General features: G+C 69.5%; 20 protein-coding genes. 10 read left to right on the top strand and 10 right to left on the bottom strand.

The features are described 5' to 3' along the window. Positions 1–18 precede the first annotated feature (18 nt). The 5 genes from DEQ67_RS03455 to DEQ67_RS03435 form a co-directional block, all read right to left on the bottom strand. Complete coding sequence (locus DEQ67_RS03455) at positions 19–486, bottom strand: hypothetical protein (RefSeq protein ID WP_115802231.1); 468 nt, start codon at positions 484–486, stop codon at positions 19–21. A gap of 66 nt (positions 487–552) precedes the next feature. After that, positions 553–1284, bottom strand: coding sequence for a class I SAM-dependent methyltransferase (locus DEQ67_RS03450; RefSeq protein WP_115891357.1), 732 nt, complete (start codon positions 1282–1284; stop codon positions 553–555). 12 nt (positions 1285–1296) lie between these two features. Then, complete coding sequence (locus DEQ67_RS03445) at positions 1297–2196, bottom strand: thiamine-phosphate synthase family protein (protein ID WP_004065036.1); 900 nt, start codon at positions 2194–2196, stop codon at positions 1297–1299. After that, positions 2193–2780, bottom strand: coding sequence for a dCTP deaminase (gene dcd / locus DEQ67_RS03440; protein WP_004065038.1), 588 nt, complete (start codon positions 2778–2780; stop codon positions 2193–2195). Before dcd ends, DEQ67_RS03445 begins: the two co-directional genes overlap by 4 nt. Positions 2781–2908: 128 nt before the next feature. Next, the gene (locus tag DEQ67_RS03435) at positions 2909–3649 is read right to left on the bottom strand and encodes a Yip1 family protein (RefSeq protein WP_115802228.1); all 741 of its coding nucleotides are present in this window, start codon (positions 3647–3649) and stop codon (positions 2909–2911) included. 95 nt (positions 3650–3744) lie between these two features. Between DEQ67_RS03435 and pth2 the strand changes: the two genes are divergently transcribed. After that, entirely contained in the window at positions 3745–4083 is a 339-nt protein-coding gene (gene pth2, locus DEQ67_RS03430; RefSeq protein WP_004065043.1) for a peptidyl-tRNA hydrolase Pth2, read from the top strand. Beyond that, positions 4083–5474, top strand: a complete 1392-nt coding sequence (gene truD / locus DEQ67_RS03425; RefSeq protein WP_115860350.1) for a tRNA pseudouridine(13) synthase TruD — start codon at positions 4083–4085, stop codon at positions 5472–5474. The genes pth2 and truD overlap by 1 nt, the downstream gene beginning before the upstream one ends. Positions 5475–5517: 43 nt before the next feature. On the opposite strand, the gene DEQ67_RS03420 is transcribed toward truD, so the two are convergent. Then, positions 5518–6330, bottom strand: a complete 813-nt coding sequence (locus DEQ67_RS03420; RefSeq protein ID WP_115891358.1) for a hypothetical protein — start codon at positions 6328–6330, stop codon at positions 5518–5520. 125 nt (positions 6331–6455) lie between these two features. Here DEQ67_RS03420 and DEQ67_RS03415 point away from each other — a divergent pair, with 125 nt between their 5' ends. Then, the gene (locus DEQ67_RS03415) at positions 6456–7181 is read left to right on the top strand and encodes a DUF2103 domain-containing protein (RefSeq protein ID WP_008609097.1); all 726 of its coding nucleotides are present in this window, start codon (positions 6456–6458) and stop codon (positions 7179–7181) included. Between the two features lie 38 nt (positions 7182–7219). Here DEQ67_RS03415 and DEQ67_RS03410 read toward each other — a convergent pair whose 3' ends face one another. Further along, on the bottom strand, positions 7220–8245 hold the full coding sequence (locus DEQ67_RS03410; protein WP_115802225.1) for an NAD-dependent epimerase/dehydratase family protein: 1026 nt from the start codon (positions 8243–8245) through the stop codon (positions 7220–7222). A 102-nt stretch (positions 8246–8347) separates the two neighbouring features. Between DEQ67_RS03410 and DEQ67_RS03405 the strand changes: the two genes are divergently transcribed. From DEQ67_RS03405 to DEQ67_RS03380, 6 genes are all read left to right on the top strand, one after another. After that, a complete protein-coding gene (locus tag DEQ67_RS03405) occupies positions 8348–8617 on the top strand; it encodes a hypothetical protein (RefSeq protein ID WP_004044282.1) in 270 nt (89 codons plus the stop codon). A gap of 34 nt (positions 8618–8651) precedes the next feature. Beyond that, a complete protein-coding gene (locus DEQ67_RS03400; RefSeq protein ID WP_004044283.1) occupies positions 8652–8786 on the top strand; it encodes a DNA-directed RNA polymerase subunit P in 135 nt (44 codons plus the stop codon). 1 nt (position 8787) lies between these two features. Then, positions 8788–9057: a KEOPS complex subunit Pcc1 gene (locus DEQ67_RS03395; RefSeq protein ID WP_115860352.1), complete on the top strand. Its 270-nt coding sequence runs from the start codon at positions 8788–8790 to the stop codon at positions 9055–9057. A 43-nt stretch (positions 9058–9100) separates the two neighbouring features. Beyond that, a complete protein-coding gene (locus DEQ67_RS03390) occupies positions 9101–9484 on the top strand; it encodes a prefoldin subunit beta (RefSeq protein ID WP_004044285.1) in 384 nt (127 codons plus the stop codon). Then, a complete protein-coding gene (locus DEQ67_RS03385) occupies positions 9485–9739 on the top strand; it encodes a DUF3194 domain-containing protein (protein ID WP_115891359.1) in 255 nt (84 codons plus the stop codon). It begins immediately after the preceding gene. A 180-nt stretch (positions 9740–9919) separates the two neighbouring features. After that, positions 9920–10126 carry an HVO_0649 family zinc finger protein gene (locus DEQ67_RS03380; protein WP_144860029.1) on the top strand — a complete coding sequence of 69 codons (207 nt, stop codon included), beginning with the start codon at positions 9920–9922 and terminating at the stop codon, positions 10124–10126. 111 nt (positions 10127–10237) lie between these two features. Here the strand turns inward: DEQ67_RS03380 and DEQ67_RS03375 are convergent, their stop codons facing one another. The 3 genes from DEQ67_RS03375 to DEQ67_RS03365 form a co-directional block, all read right to left on the bottom strand. Continuing rightward, a complete protein-coding gene (locus DEQ67_RS03375; RefSeq protein WP_115891360.1) occupies positions 10238–12151 on the bottom strand; it encodes a DUF2070 family protein in 1914 nt (637 codons plus the stop codon). Between the two features lie 176 nt (positions 12152–12327). Then, positions 12328–12879 (bottom strand): GMP synthase subunit A, encoded by a 552-nt coding sequence (locus DEQ67_RS03370; RefSeq protein WP_004044289.1) that lies wholly within the window; start codon positions 12877–12879, stop codon positions 12328–12330. A 100-nt stretch (positions 12880–12979) separates the two neighbouring features. Then, positions 12980–13522, bottom strand: coding sequence for a DUF7097 family protein (locus DEQ67_RS03365; protein WP_115860354.1), 543 nt, complete (start codon positions 13520–13522; stop codon positions 12980–12982). Positions 13523–13624: 102 nt separating this feature from the next. On the opposite strand from DEQ67_RS03365, the gene DEQ67_RS03360 reads away from it, so the two are divergent. Beyond that, positions 13625–13972, top strand: coding sequence for a DUF192 domain-containing protein (locus DEQ67_RS03360; RefSeq protein ID WP_004044291.1), 348 nt, complete (start codon positions 13625–13627; stop codon positions 13970–13972). The last annotated feature ends 73 nt before the right edge of the window (positions 13973–14045 follow it).

The following is a 14045-nucleotide window of genomic DNA, read 5'->3' as shown; positions in this document are numbered from 1 at the left end:
GACCCGGTTCGACTTCCATTACCGCTGGACCGCCTCGCGTTCCTGCTCGTGAACCCAGCCGAGCGTTCGCCGGATTCGCGCCCACCCGCGATTCCACACGAGCAGGGTGCCGGGAAGGACACCGACGGCGAGCAACGCGAGATAGTACTGCAACTCGACGACCGGCGGGTACGTCACCGACGCGAGTACGTCGAGGAGTCGCAGCGCGAACCAGAGCTGTGCCGCGACGAAGTGACCGATGACGAAGGTGCCGACGAGTCGCTCCTGAACGCCCGCCGGGTCGGGCCGCCCGCCGATTCGACTCCGGTAGAGCAGATACCCGACGACGAGCGGCTGGAAGACGACACATCCGAGCGCCCACAGGAGACTCGCGTCGCTCCCCCGCTCGGCGGCGTCGAGCGACACCCAGTAGCCGACGAGCGCCAAGAACAAGAGGTGAAACGCGTTGAAGGGCGCGCCGAGAAGCGCCGCGAGGAACGAGGCCATACCGTCGGTTGACACGGAGCCGACATATCGTTTCTGTCGGCTAATCGAGTCACGCGGCGACGGTCGTTACTCCACGACGCCCGCACGAACCCGCGCGAAGCCGAGCGCGTGGGTCGTCTCGTGGGTCACCCGACACCGCGATTCGAGCGCTCGATGGGCCGCGACGAGCCGCCGGTTCAGCAGCTTCGTCGGCGACGCGCGCATCGTGCGCGACCCCGGCGGCGCGGTGACGCGAACGAGCGCCCGAAACGCTGGATTGAGCGGCCGCCACCGCGAGTCGGTCGTCTCCGCGAGGTCGACGAGACAGAGCCGCCCGCCGGGGCCGACGAGGTCGGCCCACGACGAAATCACGGCCGCGGGGTCGTCGAACATCCCCGAGACGAAGGTGGCGAGGACGGCGTCCGGCGATTCTTCGAGTTCGGGCGCGACCGGCGGTCGGGTCGCGTCGGCGCGGACGAGGTGGACATTCGGGTACTCGCGGGTCCGCTCGCGGGCCACGTCGAGGACGCCGGGGGAGAAATCGACGCCGACGACGCTCCCCTCGGGGCCGACGCGCTCCGCGAGATACGGGAGGTTCGCGCCCGTACCACAGCCCATCTCGACGACCGTCTCGCCCGGGTCGAGCGCGAGCGCGTCGGCGGCTTCGGTTCGGACGCTCCCGACACCGGGCGCGCGACGGGCGAGCGCGTCGTAGAGCGTCGCCCACCGAGTGTAGAACGACTGGGCGACAGCCGACGGCGAGCGCGGGCGAGAACCGGAACGAGAACGAGAGCGAGAGTTGGACTGTTCGGCTGTCATGGGACGGGAGCCTCAGAGCAGGACGCGGACCACGTCGGCGACGGCGGGCGCATCGGGGCCGAGGATGTACGTGATGGGTTCGATGCCGTAGCCGCCGCTCTGGTAGACGACGAACGTCTCCGGCAGGTCGCGGGCGGTGAGGAGTTCGCGGACCGGGTCGGTCGGCGCGTCGGGGTCGAACTCGATGCACTCGTAGCCCGCGGCTTCGAGGTCCTCGATGACGCCCGCGTCGTAGACGATGTTGAGCGCGGCGTTCACGTCGGCTCCGGCGGCGCGGGCCGAAAGCAGGACGCCCGCGACGTGGCCGCTGACGCCGAACTCGGGTTCGCCGGGGACGGTCGCCTGCCCCTTCACGTCGAAGATGCGGCCGGGGATGGCGGCCACGTCGTCCACGCTGTCGGCGTCCGGCAGCGACTCCACGAGGTTGGAGCCGACGTTCGGGATGAGCCCCGCGAAGCCGGAGGTGTTCGTGAGCATGCGGAGGCCGCGGCGGACCGACGAGCGGACCTGCTCGACGGTTCGGAGGCGACCCTCGGGGTCGTGGATGCTCCGGAAGCCGTCGTGGGAGGCGAGTTCGGGCATCTCCTCCTCGTGGAGGTCCGAAAGCAGGTCGCCTTCCTCCAGTTGGCGGATGAGGACCTCGGCCTCGACGAGCGCCTGCACGGGCGTCATGTCGCCGGTGGCGAGACCGTCGCCGACGCGGGAGACGAGGTCGACCACGCGGGGGTCGGTGGCGACCCGCTCGTTCGTGGCGACCTCGCCGTGGGCGTACTTCGAGACGGCGCTCTGGCTGATGCCGAGCGCCTCGGCGACCTCCGACTGGGTGAACCCGCGGTCGCGGAGGTCCTCCGCGAGGAGCGCGCGGAACGTCGGCAGGAACGCGTCGACGACGATTTCTTCGATGAACTTCATTCGTCACCACCGAACTCGGGGTCGGAACTGAGCCGCGACGCCTGCGGCCCGCGCTGGCCCTGATACTTCGAGCCGCGTTCGACCCCGTAGGGGCGGTCCGCGGGCGACTTCATCTCCGTGAACACGAGCTGCGAGATGCGCATGCCGGGGGTGAGCGCGACCGGGGCGGTGCCGAGGTTCGACAGTTCGAGCGTGATTTGGCCCTCGTAGCCGGGGTCGACGATGCCCGCGGTGGCGTGGATGACGACCGCGAGGCGGCCGAGCGACGACCGGCCCTCGACGGTCGCCAGCAGGTCGGCGGGAATCTCCACGCGCTCTTTGGTCGTTCCGAGGACGAAATCGCCGGGGTGGAGGATGAAGTCGTCGCCCTCCGGGACGTGCGTCTCGCGGACGTACTCCGACACCTCGCTTTCGCGGTTCGGGTGGATACAGGAGATGTTGGTGCGCTGGAACTCCAGGAATTCGGTGCCGAGACGGAGGTCGACGCTCGCGGGCTGGACCTGCATATCCACGTCGTCTATCGGGTCGACCACGAGGTCACCCTCGGCGAGGCGCGAAAGGATGTCCGAGTCGGAGAGTATCATACTCGAAGGGAGCGCGACGCGGACAAGTAAATCCACCTTTCGACCGGAGACGACACCCCGTCTCGGCGGGCCGGCAGCGCCACCGACGCAACGGAGGACGCCGGAGCGACGCATCCACCCGACGCGACTCAGAGGAGTTCGAACAAGAGACCGACGAGGCTCAGGCCGACGGTGACGACCGCGGCCGACTCCACGTCGAGGTCGCGAGCGCGAGCCATCCCGTAGGTGCGGACGTACGTCGCCCACGCGACCGTGACGACCACGACGGCCCCGCTGACGAGGCCGAAGCCGGACAGCGCGGACTGCATCGCGGCGACCGCGGCGTCCGGGGTCGACGGGAGGTCGATTCGCGGGAGGACGTAGGCGAGGTAGCCGGCGAGCGCGAGGGCGCGGGCCGCGCTCGGGACCATCCCCCACGCGGCGACCGTTAGCGACTCCGCGAAGCCGCCCTCGCCGCCGACGAGCGACGTGCCGAGGTGGAGCATCGCCCCCTCGAACAGCCAGAACAGCGGCACGCCGAGGAGCATCGCCCACGGGACCCACGAGATTTCGTCCCAGACGAGGTCGCCGAGGCGCTCGTCGAGCTGTTCGGGCACCGAGGGGTCACAGCCCGCCGGCGCGTCCATGTCGTCGAACGGGCCGCCTTCCTCGTAGTTCTCGCACATGAACTCGGGGGCGTGTTCGGGGTTGTCGACGCTGACACGCTGGTCGAGCTGTTGGGTGAACGTGACGAGGATAGCGCCGGTGGCGGCCGCGACGACGAGCGTCACGAGCGCGACGACGGCGAGCGCCCGCCCGGTGTCGAGCGGTCGCGGCCGCGACGCGAAGTACTCGCGCGGCTTGCGGAGGGGGGTTCGGGGACCTGCCATCGGTCGGACCACGGAGATGTCGCTGAAATGTCTTTTGCTCGTGCGCGACGCCCGCGATGGGAGGACATTTACCGCGTCGGCGGGGAGTAGCGGGCATGAAACAGGCCATCGTCGCACGCGCCGACCTCGGTATGGGCCGGGGAAAGCTCGCCGCGCAGGTCGCCCACGCCTCGCTGTCCGCCTACGAGGACACCGACTCGCAGACCCGGAAGCGCTGGAAGGGCGGCGGACAGAAGAAGGTCGTCCTCAAGGCCAACGGCGAGTCGGAACTGTTCAAACTCGCGGACGAGGCCGAGCGGGCGGGCATCCCCCACGCCATCATCCGCGACGCGGGACACACGCAACTCGACCCCGGCACGGTGACGGCGCTCGCCGTCGGCCCCGCCGAGGACGACGACATCGACCGCGTGACCGGCGACCTCTCGCTGTACTGATGCGCGAGGCACACCCGCTCGAGCGCGCGGTCGGCATCGACAGCTACGTGAGCGACGCCGACGGCGTCGGCGGCCGCCTCCGCGTCGCCCCCGAGGACTTCCGCGTGCGCGAACTCGAACTCGGCTCGCTGAACGTCCGCCCGCCGGACGCGCCGACCGGCGACTTCCCGAACCTCGTCCTCCGCGTCACGCTCCGCGGCTGGGACACCAACGACTTCGCCGGCCGGCTCTCTGACGAACTCGACGCGAGCAGAGAGCGCGTCTCGTGGGCCGGCACGAAGGACAAACACGCCGTGACGACCCAGCTGTTCACCGTCAACGGCGGCGACGCCGCCGACGTGCCGGAGATTCCGAACGCCGACATCGAGGTCGTCGGTCGCCTCGGCCGCACGCTTGACTTCGGTGACCTCGCGGGCAACGGCTTCCGCATCCGCGTCCGCGACCCCGAGACCCCCGACAACGCCGCGGCCGTCACCGACGCGCTCACCGAGTTCGGCGGCCGCGAGGGTCGCGTGGGCGTTCCGAACTTCTTCGGCCACCAGCGGTTCGGCAGCATCCGCCCCATCACCCACACAGTCGGTCTCCACGTCGTCCGCGGCGAGTGGCGCGAGGCCGTGTTGGCGTACTGCGGCGGACCGACCGAGGACGAACCCGAGGAGACACAGGCGGGTCGCGCCGTCGTCGACGAGGAAGCCGCGTCGGCCGACCCGGACTGGCACCGCGCGCTCGACCGGATTCCGGGCTACCTCGGCTACGAGCGCGGCATGCTCCACCGCCTCGCGGAGGACGGCGCGGAGACCGACGAAGACTGGCGCAACGCGCTCGAATCGGTCCCGTCGAACCTCCAGCGACTGTTCGTCAACGCCGCGCAGTCCTACGCGTTCAACCGGATGCTCTCGGAGCGCCTCGACCGCGGCCTCCCGTTCGACGAACCCGTCGAGAGCGACGTGGTCTGCTTCGCCGACCGCGACGCGCCCGAGGGGCTGGAACTCCCCGACGTGAGCCGCCTCCAGACCGCGACGGGCCGCCGCGTCGACGTCATGAGCCGCCACATCGAGCGCGGCCGCGCGTTCGTCACGGCCCCGCTCGTCGGCACCGACACCGAACTCGCGGAGGGCGAACAGGGCGACATCGAGCGGGCCGTCCTCGACGACCTCGACCTCGAACCGGGCGACTTCGACCTCCCCGGCAACTTCCGATCGACCGGGACGCGCCGGGCGATTCTCGTCCGCACCGACCTCGACGTAGAGCGCGAGAGCGGCGACGACGACGCCGACACCGACGCCGCTGGCGGCGCTGACGACCTCGTCTTCGACTTCGCGCTTCCCCACGGCTCGTACGCGACGGCCGTGATGCGCGAGTATCTGAAGGCCGGCCCGCTGGACCTCTGAAAACGGATCGAGACCGAACGTACAATCGAACCGAGACGCGAATCTACTGTTCTACGGCGCTCGCGGCGGGGCTGGCTCCCGCCTGTCGCTCGGCGTCCGCGGTGCGCGTGGTCGCGTAGCCGATGGCCGCGAACGGAAGCGAGAGGAGCGTCGCGGCGACCGCGAAGCCGAGAGCGAGACCGACGATTCCCGGCTGGAAGCCGGCAGCCTCCGCGGCCGGCGGGAAGTACGTCCACGCGGGGACGGCGAAGGCGAGCGCCGAGACCGCCGCGCCGAGGCGGAGCCGGCCGCGGGCGCTGGCGACGCCGAGCGCGTAGCCGACGGCCAGCGGGAGCGCCAGCGTGGCGGTTCGGGCGACCGCGGGACCGGCGGCGAGAAGCGCGATGACACCGCCGACGGCGACGGGAGCCACCGCGTACAGCGACCCGGTGACGACGCCCCTGGCGTTCGAGCGGCCGGCGAAGACGGCTCCCGCGCCGGCGAGGAGCGCGACGCCCGCGCCGGCGACGACGACCGGCCGGTCGCGGGCGAAGATGGCCACGAGCGGGACGGTCGCCGAGGCGACGAGCGCGAACGCGTGTTCGGCGGTCGTCCGCGTATCGGAGGGGTCGCGGTGGGCGACGAAGGCGCGGAAGCCCCCGGCGGCGACCCACGCGAGGGCGGCGAACAGCGCCGTCGAAAGCGGCGCGGCCCGACCGAGATACGAGGCGACACCCCGGCCCGTATCGAGCGCCGATTGGCCAAGTTGCGTGGCGAGACGGACGGTCGTCTCGGGGTCGAGCGCGAGCGCGACCAGTCCGGCGAGACCGGCGAGCGCGAGCGGCGACAGCGACGCGAGAAGGGCCCGGCGGCGCATACGAAGTGGAGTCTCGGACACGGGAACGAATATGTTTCGCCGGGCGAGTCCGCGGCGGGAATCGCGGTGCGTCCATCTCGACCCGCATAAACGGCCTTTTGTACGCGCACGACCGACACGTCGATATGCACTGTCGGCGGTGTGGAAATCCGTTAGAGAAGCCGGGAGACTACTGTCTCACCTGCAACACCGCCAACTGCGACGCCGTCGTGGCCGTCTTCGCGGCCGACCGCGCGACGCTGACGTTCCTCGACGACGAAGACGTGCTCGGCGAGACGACGGTCACGACGATACCCGAGTCGGACGACGAGACGAAGGTGGTCCAACTCCGGAACTTCGCCGGCCTCGTCGCCGACGAGATTCGGCGCAAGCGCCCCGAGACGGTGTACGCCGCGGGCGAGCGCGCCCCGCTCCGCGAGACGCGCGCGCAACTCCACCACGAGTTCTACCGCGTCTCCGACGACGACCCCGTCCAGCGCGTCCTCGACACCCGCGGCGAGCGGGCGCTGGAGGTCGTCGATATCCCGCCCGCCGAAAAGTTGGGCGGGAGCCACAGCACGCTCATCGGCGGACGACGGGGCCGCCGGGCAATCGGCGTCGTCGCCGGCCATCCGCACGTCAAGAAGGTCATCCCCGGCCCCATCGACGCCGGCGGCACCGGGTCGCGGACGGGCCTCCGGGCGAAGGTCACCCGCGCCGACGGCAACGGGAACGTCAGGCTCCTGCTCCGCGACGGGTCGAGCGTCCAAGAGAACCGCATCGTCACGACGGCGATGAACCGCGAGACGGGCGAGCGCGTCCGCGACGACCTGAACGAGGCGCTGCGCGAAGACGGGCTCCAAGACGAGTAGGCGGGTGAGCGCGCCGAGGCCGGAATCGAGTGGGCGACTCAGGCCGACTCGGTCGCGCCCTCGGGAGCCGTCTCGATGTGAATCGGCTCCGTCTCGTCGGCCTCGCGCTGTGATTCGAACCACGCGACCGTCTCGGCGATGGCGTCCTCCAGCGGCGTCGGTTCGACCGCGTCACCGAACGTGTCGCGGAACTTCGCGTCGCGGACGACGTACGGCTCCTCGAAGGCGTAGCGCATCTCCGAGAGTTCCTTCAGCGGCGCGCTCAGGTAGTTCAGCGGCGCGCCCAGGTAGCCGCCGAGCGTCAGCGCGACCCCCGGCGCGGCGATGATGTGCGGGAAGCCGGGGTCGACGTCGGCGGCCTCGTAGACGAGGTTGACGAAGCGGCGCGTCGAGACCGTCTCGGGGTTCGGGACGTGCCAGACCTCGCCGAGCGCCTCGTCGCGCTCACCGAGGAGGACGAGCGCCCGCGCGAAGTCGGGGACGTAGGTGTAGGTGTGGGCGAGTCGCGGGTCGCCGAACACCTTCGCGCGCTTGCCGGCGACGGCGGCCCCGAACACCCGCTCGCCGACGACCGACTCGCGGACGCGCGGGCCGAAGAAGTCGCTGGCGCGGCCGATGGTCGCCTCGATGCGACCCGCCTCGTGGGCGTCGAGGACGATGTCGGCGCACTCGGCTCTGACCTGTCCCTTCGGGCCGGTGGCGGCGTACGGGAGGTCCTCGGAGAGACGAGCCTGCACCGGGCCGTACATGTAGAGGTTCTCGGCGACGACGAGGCGCGCGCCGGCGGCTTCGACTCCCGCGACGATGCCGCGGGTGAGGTCGGGGAACAGTTCGGGCCACTGGTCGTACGGCGGTTTGGCGCAGTGATAGACGACATCCGCGTCCGCGAACGCGGCGACGGCGCGGTCGGGGTAGAGCACGTCCGCGAGGCGGCTCTCGACGCCCTCGGGGAGGAAGTCGGGGTCGTGACGCGTCACCGCGGCCACGTCCGCCCCGCGTTCTCGGAGCTGTTCCATCACCGCGAGTCCGACGGGACCGGCACCCACCACCACGTGTTGTGTCATGGTCCCCCGTACGCGCGCCGGCGACAAAGCGGTGTCTAGGCCCGTCAGGTCCCGAGACGACTCGTAGGGTTTATCCATACCGGCGAGGTAGTTCGCGGTACTATGGCCGACAAGAAGGCACGATCCGTCGGTAGTTCCGGGCGCTTCGGCGCTCGGTACGGCCGCGTCGCTCGACGCCGCGTCAAGGAAATCGAAGCAGAGATGCGCAACTCCAAAGTCGACGGCGACGACGTCACTCGCGTCGAAACCGGCGTCTGGAAGAACGAGGAGACCGGCGAGATTTTCACCGGCGGCACCTACCGCCCGCAGACCCCCGCCGGCAAGCAGGTCCGTCGTTCCATCCGCGCCGCGCTCACCGGCGAGGACGAATAACCCACAAGTAGCCTCGACGCTTTACATCTTCACAATGAGCTACAAGTGTTCCCGGTGCAAGCGCGATGTCGAACTGGACGAGTTCGGTGGCGTCCGCTGTCCGTACTGCGGCCACCGCGTCCTGCTGAAAGAGCGGTCGCCTAACGTCAAAGAAGTCGCCGTCGAGTAGCGTGCGCCCCGCGCACAGCGCTTCGCTCGAATTCGACTACCCCGACGAGCGGCGCGCGCGCGTCGTCGAGCGGAGCGTCGCCGTCGAGGAAGGCGAGATAGACGACGCCCGGTCCGGCGCGCACGTCGCCCGCGAGGGACGGACCGTCGTCGTCACCGTCGAGGCCGACGACCTCGTCGCGCTCCGCGCGGGCGTGAACTCGTGGATACGCCTCGTAGAGACCGCAGAGCGCGTCGCTTCGGCGGGGAGAGCGCTGTCGGAGTCCGCGTAGGAGACCGCGGGTGTTTTAGGGCCGGCGTCCCGTCGGTTCGGGTATGCAGGGAAGCCTACCGCCGGAAGCCCAAGAGAAGCTCGAAGAACTGCAGAACCTTCAGGAGACCGCCCAGAACGTCTCCGAGCAGAAGCAGTCCTCCGAGAGCGCGCTCAACGAGGCGCAGACGGCGCTCACGACGCTCGAAGAGATCGACGGCGACTCGCAGATGTACCGCGAAGTCGGCGAACTCCTCATCGAGACCGACTACGAGTCGGCCAAAGACGACCTCGAAGAGAAGGTCGAGAGCCTCGAAGTGCGCGTCGAGCAGCTCACGAAGCAGGAGACGCGCGTGCAGGAGAAGTTCGAGAGCCTGCAAGAAGAGCTCCAGCAGATGCTTCAGGGCGGCGCGGGCGGCGCGGGTCCGATGGGCCCCGGCGGCGCGTAAATGTCACAGCCGACGGACGAAGAAGTGGTCGAAACCGCCGCGGAGGCGGCTGAAGGCCTCATCTTCGCCCGCTTCAAGCAGTCGCGCGTCAAGGACTTCGATGTCACCGTGACGTTCGAAGACGGCGTCCTCGACGTTGACGTGTACGTCAACGCGCCCGACGACGCCGACGACGCGAAGGCGGTCGCCGAGGAGGCGGCACTGACGGCCCAAGAGGCCGTCGACGAACTGTTCGCGGCCGCCGACGAGGAGTAAGGGACGTTCTCGCGGGCACCCCCCGCACTCGATGTTGTCCGGTGAGCGGCGGCGCTGTGCCGGCCGGCGCGCGAACCGAACGAGAGAGTCGGACATCGGTTTCGCATTCCGCAAGTATCACCACGACTCGGTGCGGAGCCGCCCGACACAATTAAACATGATAGTGATGTATGGTACCGTATGTCAATTAGAAGGACGCCGAGAGGAACGACCGCGTTGGACCGGTTGCGGGAGCGATACAGCGACGCCGACCTCACCTGTTCGAAATGTGGCTTCACCGACGACGACGGCGAGTGGTCGGCCAAGACGACCGGGTCGAGCGTGTTCTACCGGCGGGTCTGTCCGAGTTGCGGCGCAATCGAGACGCGGACGCTCTCGCTGAAGTAGTGCGGCGGGGGGTTGCTCGTCGCTGGAATCGACTCGCGAGTGGCGACGCCGGAACCGCAGAGAACGAGAGGAGAGCGGGAGCGCCGGACGGCGACGCGCCGCCAGCGTCGCCTACGCGAGGAAGAACACGAGCAGGCTGACGGCCATCGCCGCGAGGATGAGCGCGAGCGCGAGCGCCCCGCCCATCGAGACGACGACGTTAGCGTGGCTGGCGAGCGTCTCGGTGCGGTCGTTGCCGAAGATGGTCACCTCGGCGCGCTCGGTCGCCATGCCGGCGACGACCGGTTCGGTGTCCGCGAGCGCCTCGTCGACGAGGCGGTCGATGGTCTCGCGGAGTTCGTCGTGGTCGATGGCCGCGCCGACCTGATTTTCCGCCTCGACGGTGTTGACGATGTGGGTGTCCGTCGTCATCACCTCGGCCACGTCGGCTTTCGCGTTCGGCCCGGTCGTCAGCCCCTCGACGATGCGGTCGCGCAGGCCCGGTTCCATGTTGTTGCCGTCGATGAGGACGTACGCGGTCGTCTGGTCGCCGACGGTCGTCGCGGCCACGCGGATGCCCAGCGGGCCGATACCCTCCCGCGGCGTCCAGTCGGTCGGGTCGAACGACGTTCCCAACGACAGCGACCCGCGCAACGAGGCGGAGAGTTCTTCGCCCGCGAGTCCGGCGGCGGTAATCATGTCGAACGAGCGCTTGCTCCCCGGCGTGACGTGGCCGAGGTCGGGTCCCTGAAGCCCGTTGTTGCAGTTGTGGGCGTCGACGAGAAGCACGTCCCGCAGGCCCGTGGTGCGAGCCTCGGCGGACGCCGAGAGGCCGACCGCGTACTCCACGTCGTCGGCGAACTGCGGGGCGTACGTCGAGACGAGCAGCGCGTCGTCACCGAAGCGCTGGCCGAGCATCTTCGCGTCGCCGGACTGGACGCGGACGCTTTCGGTCACGTCGGGGCTGTACTCGACGCGCTCGTAGGCGTCGTCGGCCGCGTCGAGGACCACGTCGACCTCGCGTTCGGTCACGAGGTTGAAGTCGTGGCCCGCGGTCGCGTGGGGCGGGAACACGAGCCCCTCCGCCCGGCGGGCGACGCGCTCGGGGAAGTTGCCGCCGCCGATTTCGCCCATCGGACCGGGGTGAATCATCGGCAGGACGAACCGGGCCTTCTCGGTTCCGTCGTCGCGTTCGAACGAGAGCACGGTGACGGGGACGATTGCCTCCTGGCCGAGCTGTTCGAAGAAGTCCTCCAGTTCGCGGGTTCCCTCGGCGATGTGGCCGATGAAGCCGCGGATGAAGTCGAGGACCGACACGCCGAGGCCGCGACGCCACGGGCGGTCGACGATGCGGAGGAAGACGTAGACCCCGAGGGCGTACATCACGCAGGTAATCGCGAGGAGCTGGAAGTGGCTCAGCGCGATGGCCGACAGCTCCGGCGGTGCCCGGTCGGGGCGGGCGAGATACGGCATCAGATAGGCGTCGAGGATGGGACCGCCGACCTCGAAGAACCGGAGCGTGCCGCTGTAAACGAACAGGAGCGCGGCTGACGTGAGCGTCTGGATGCTCGCCGGGACCGCCGCGATGAGCAGCGACGACCGCGAGACGGCCATCACGATGAGCAGGCGGAAGGCGAACACCGACGCGAGAGCGATTACGAGCGCGTCGAAGATGAACGTCTGGCCGAGGCCGGTGAAGACGGAGACGATGGCGGCCCCGGTGAGGAACGTGACGATAATCACCTCGCCGGCGAGCGCGAGGAGCGACGAGCGGTTGTGCGTCAGCTTCCCGCCGACGAACCGGTCGACGCCGGTGGTGCCGAACGCCGCGACGACGGTCGGAATCCCGATGAAGAAGATGCCTTCCCAAGCGTCTCTCCCGAGGAAGAAGATGCCCCGCCACGAGCCGGCGAGGTCCCCGGAGTCGAACGCGCCGATACCCGCCATCGCGGCGACGAGCAGGGCGAACCCGAGACTCGTGTACCAGCTGGGCGCGCGGAAGATGAACCGCGAGAGCCCGGCGAGGTCGCTCTGGGTGGAGGTCATTTCCCGAACAGACAGAACGGAGGCCGGTAAATGTCTCGGCTTGCTTCCGAGGAACGACCGTGAGAGACTTCATCGTGTCGCCGGATTGCGGTTTCCCGCCTCGGCGACGGAGCAAAAAGCCAGTCGTCGCGGAGCACCCGGTCGCGGTCGAAGGCGACCGACCGCTCGGCTACCGGTTACCGCTCGCAGATGTCGATGAAGTTCTCGAACACTTCCTCGCCCTCGGCGGTGTGGGCGACCTCGGGGTGCCACTGGACGCCGTAGAGGTCGCGGTCGGCGTCGCTCATGGCCTCGATGGTACACACGTCGCTCGTGGCGGTGTGGGTGAAGCCCTCGGGGACCTCCTTGACCTCGTCGGCGTGACTGGCCCAGACGCGGGTCTCGGGGGCGAGCGAGCCGATAAGCGGGTCGTCCTCGTCGAGGATTTCCACGTCCACGTCGGCGTAGCCGCCGTAGTCGCCGGAGCCGACGCGGCCGTCGAGTTCTTCCGCGAGAATCTGCATGCCGAGACAGATGCCCAAGACGGGCACGTCGAGGTCGAGGTAGTCGGGACAGCGGCCGATGCGGTCCATGTCGGGGCCGCCGGAGAGGACGATACCGTCCGCGTCGATGTCCGCGGGGTCGGTGTCGTTGTCGACGAGTTCGGTGTCGACGCCGAGGTCGCGGAGCGCGCGCCGTTCGAGGTGGGTGAACTGCCCGTGGTTGTCGATGACGACGATGCGGGTCATGTCCCGGATTGGACCACCGTGCCTAAAAGTCAATCGAAGAACGGTCGAGATGCGCGTATCCGTGCATCAGATTGGCGCGTCGGGCCGGTCGGGTCGCGCCTCACTCGTCGCCGGCGCGGTCCCGCGCCGTCTGGAACCCGAGTTCGTCGAGTTCCTTCGTCCGGCGGCCCTCTCGCTCGGCGAGTGCTTCGACGTCCGGGGCGGCGTCGTCGTCGATGCGGGCGAACGACTTGTGAACCTTCGTGTGACACCACCGACACAGCGCGACCGTGATTTCGTGGGATGGTTCGTCGCCGTCGCCGCTGCCGTCACCGCCGCGGCCGCCGTACGAGAGGTGGTGTGCTTCGAGGAGCGGGCGAGCGGTCGAATCGTGGGCCATGCGGACCTCTTCGAGGCCGCAGCGGACGCACTCGCGGCCGCTCGTCGTCGAGGCGTAGTGCGGGCAGTCGCGGAAGTCACAGCCCTCCGCGGCCGCGACGCAGTCGTAGTCCGCGCGGCGGCGCTCGCGGGCGAACGCCGGGTCGCGGTCGGCGTACTCGCGGGCGAGCCGGCACGCGCCGTCGCTCGTGAGGTGGTCGCAGCGGCCGGCGTGGTCGTAGGGGTCGTCGACCCCCACGGGCGTCCCTGTCGGCGTCCGCTCCATGGACCGGGTTCGGGGCGGGGCGGGCCTAAACGTTGCTCTCGACGGCGGACGAACCGACGGCCCGGCGGTGGATTCATCACGTCCGCCGTCGAAGCCGGCTCCGTGAGACTCGTTCACCGACAGAACGGAGCGCAATCGACCCTCGCGTCGAACGTCGAGACTGCCGACTCGTTTCTCTCGCAGGCGCGCGGGCTGATGTTCCGCGGCTCCGTGCCGGACGACTACGCCCTCGTCTTCCGGTTCGACGACGCCGACCGCCACAGCCTCCACATGGTGTTCGTCCCGTTCGACATCGACGCGCTCTGGCTCGTCGGCGACGAGGTGACGAAGAAAAAGCGGCTGTCGGCGTGGACGGGTATCGGCTTCGGGATGGCCGACACCGTCGTCGAACTCCCCGCGGGCGCGGCCGACGGCGTCGAACCCGGCGACCTGGTCGAGATTGCGGAGTGACTCGACGGTCTCGAAGCAACGCTCGTCCAGCGCGGTCCCCGGAGAGACACCAATTTCTGTCGGAACCATCTCT

It is taken from the genome of Haloferax sp. Atlit-48N (assembly GCF_003383015.2).
GTDB classification, from domain to species: domain Archaea; phylum Halobacteriota; class Halobacteria; order Halobacteriales; family Haloferacaceae; genus Haloferax; species Haloferax volcanii.
Note: the sequence above shows the minus strand (reverse complement) of the source record. Positions and strands in the feature narration are given on the sequence as shown.

What these genes read in the sequence shown, in the direction of transcription:
- DEQ67_RS03455 (WP_115802231.1), bottom strand. Translation starts at nt 486, where the DNA reads ATGGCCTCGTTCCTCGCGGCGCTTCTCGGCGCGCCCTTCAACGCGTTT.
- DEQ67_RS03410 (WP_115802225.1), bottom strand. Translation starts at nt 8,245, where the DNA reads ATGACACAACACGTGGTGGTGGGTGCCGGTCCCGTCGGACTCGCGGTG.
- DEQ67_RS03420 (WP_115891358.1), bottom strand. Translation starts at nt 6,330, where the DNA reads ATGCGCCGCCGGGCCCTTCTCGCGTCGCTGTCGCCGCTCGCGCTCGCC.
- DEQ67_RS03400 (WP_004044283.1), top strand. Translation starts at nt 8,652, where the DNA reads ATGAGCTACAAGTGTTCCCGGTGCAAGCGCGATGTCGAACTGGACGAG.
- DEQ67_RS03370 (WP_004044289.1), bottom strand. Translation starts at nt 12,879, where the DNA reads ATGACCCGCATCGTCGTCATCGACAACCACGGGCAGTTCACCCACCTC.
- DEQ67_RS03375 (WP_115891360.1), bottom strand. Translation starts at nt 12,151, where the DNA reads ATGACCTCCACCCAGAGCGACCTCGCCGGGCTCTCGCGGTTCATCTTC.
- dcd (WP_004065038.1), bottom strand. Translation starts at nt 2,780, where the DNA reads ATGATACTCTCCGACTCGGACATCCTTTCGCGCCTCGCCGAGGGTGAC.
- DEQ67_RS03365 (WP_115860354.1), bottom strand. Translation starts at nt 13,522, where the DNA reads ATGGAGCGGACGCCGACAGGGACGCCCGTGGGGGTCGACGACCCCTAC.
- DEQ67_RS03445 (WP_004065036.1), bottom strand. Translation starts at nt 2,196, where the DNA reads ATGAAGTTCATCGAAGAAATCGTCGTCGACGCGTTCCTGCCGACGTTC.
- truD (WP_115860350.1), top strand. Translation starts at nt 4,083, where the DNA reads ATGCGCGAGGCACACCCGCTCGAGCGCGCGGTCGGCATCGACAGCTAC.
- DEQ67_RS03415 (WP_008609097.1), top strand. Translation starts at nt 6,456, where the DNA reads ATGCACTGTCGGCGGTGTGGAAATCCGTTAGAGAAGCCGGGAGACTAC.
- DEQ67_RS03405 (WP_004044282.1), top strand. Translation starts at nt 8,348, where the DNA reads ATGGCCGACAAGAAGGCACGATCCGTCGGTAGTTCCGGGCGCTTCGGC.
- DEQ67_RS03390 (WP_004044285.1), top strand. Translation starts at nt 9,101, where the DNA reads ATGCAGGGAAGCCTACCGCCGGAAGCCCAAGAGAAGCTCGAAGAACTG.
- DEQ67_RS03380 (WP_144860029.1), top strand. Translation starts at nt 9,920, where the DNA reads ATGTCAATTAGAAGGACGCCGAGAGGAACGACCGCGTTGGACCGGTTG.
- DEQ67_RS03435 (WP_115802228.1), bottom strand. Translation starts at nt 3,649, where the DNA reads ATGGCAGGTCCCCGAACCCCCCTCCGCAAGCCGCGCGAGTACTTCGCG.
- DEQ67_RS03385 (WP_115891359.1), top strand. Translation starts at nt 9,485, where the DNA reads ATGTCACAGCCGACGGACGAAGAAGTGGTCGAAACCGCCGCGGAGGCG.
- pth2 (WP_004065043.1), top strand. Translation starts at nt 3,745, where the DNA reads ATGAAACAGGCCATCGTCGCACGCGCCGACCTCGGTATGGGCCGGGGA.
- DEQ67_RS03450 (WP_115891357.1), bottom strand. Translation starts at nt 1,284, where the DNA reads ATGACAGCCGAACAGTCCAACTCTCGCTCTCGTTCTCGTTCCGGTTCT.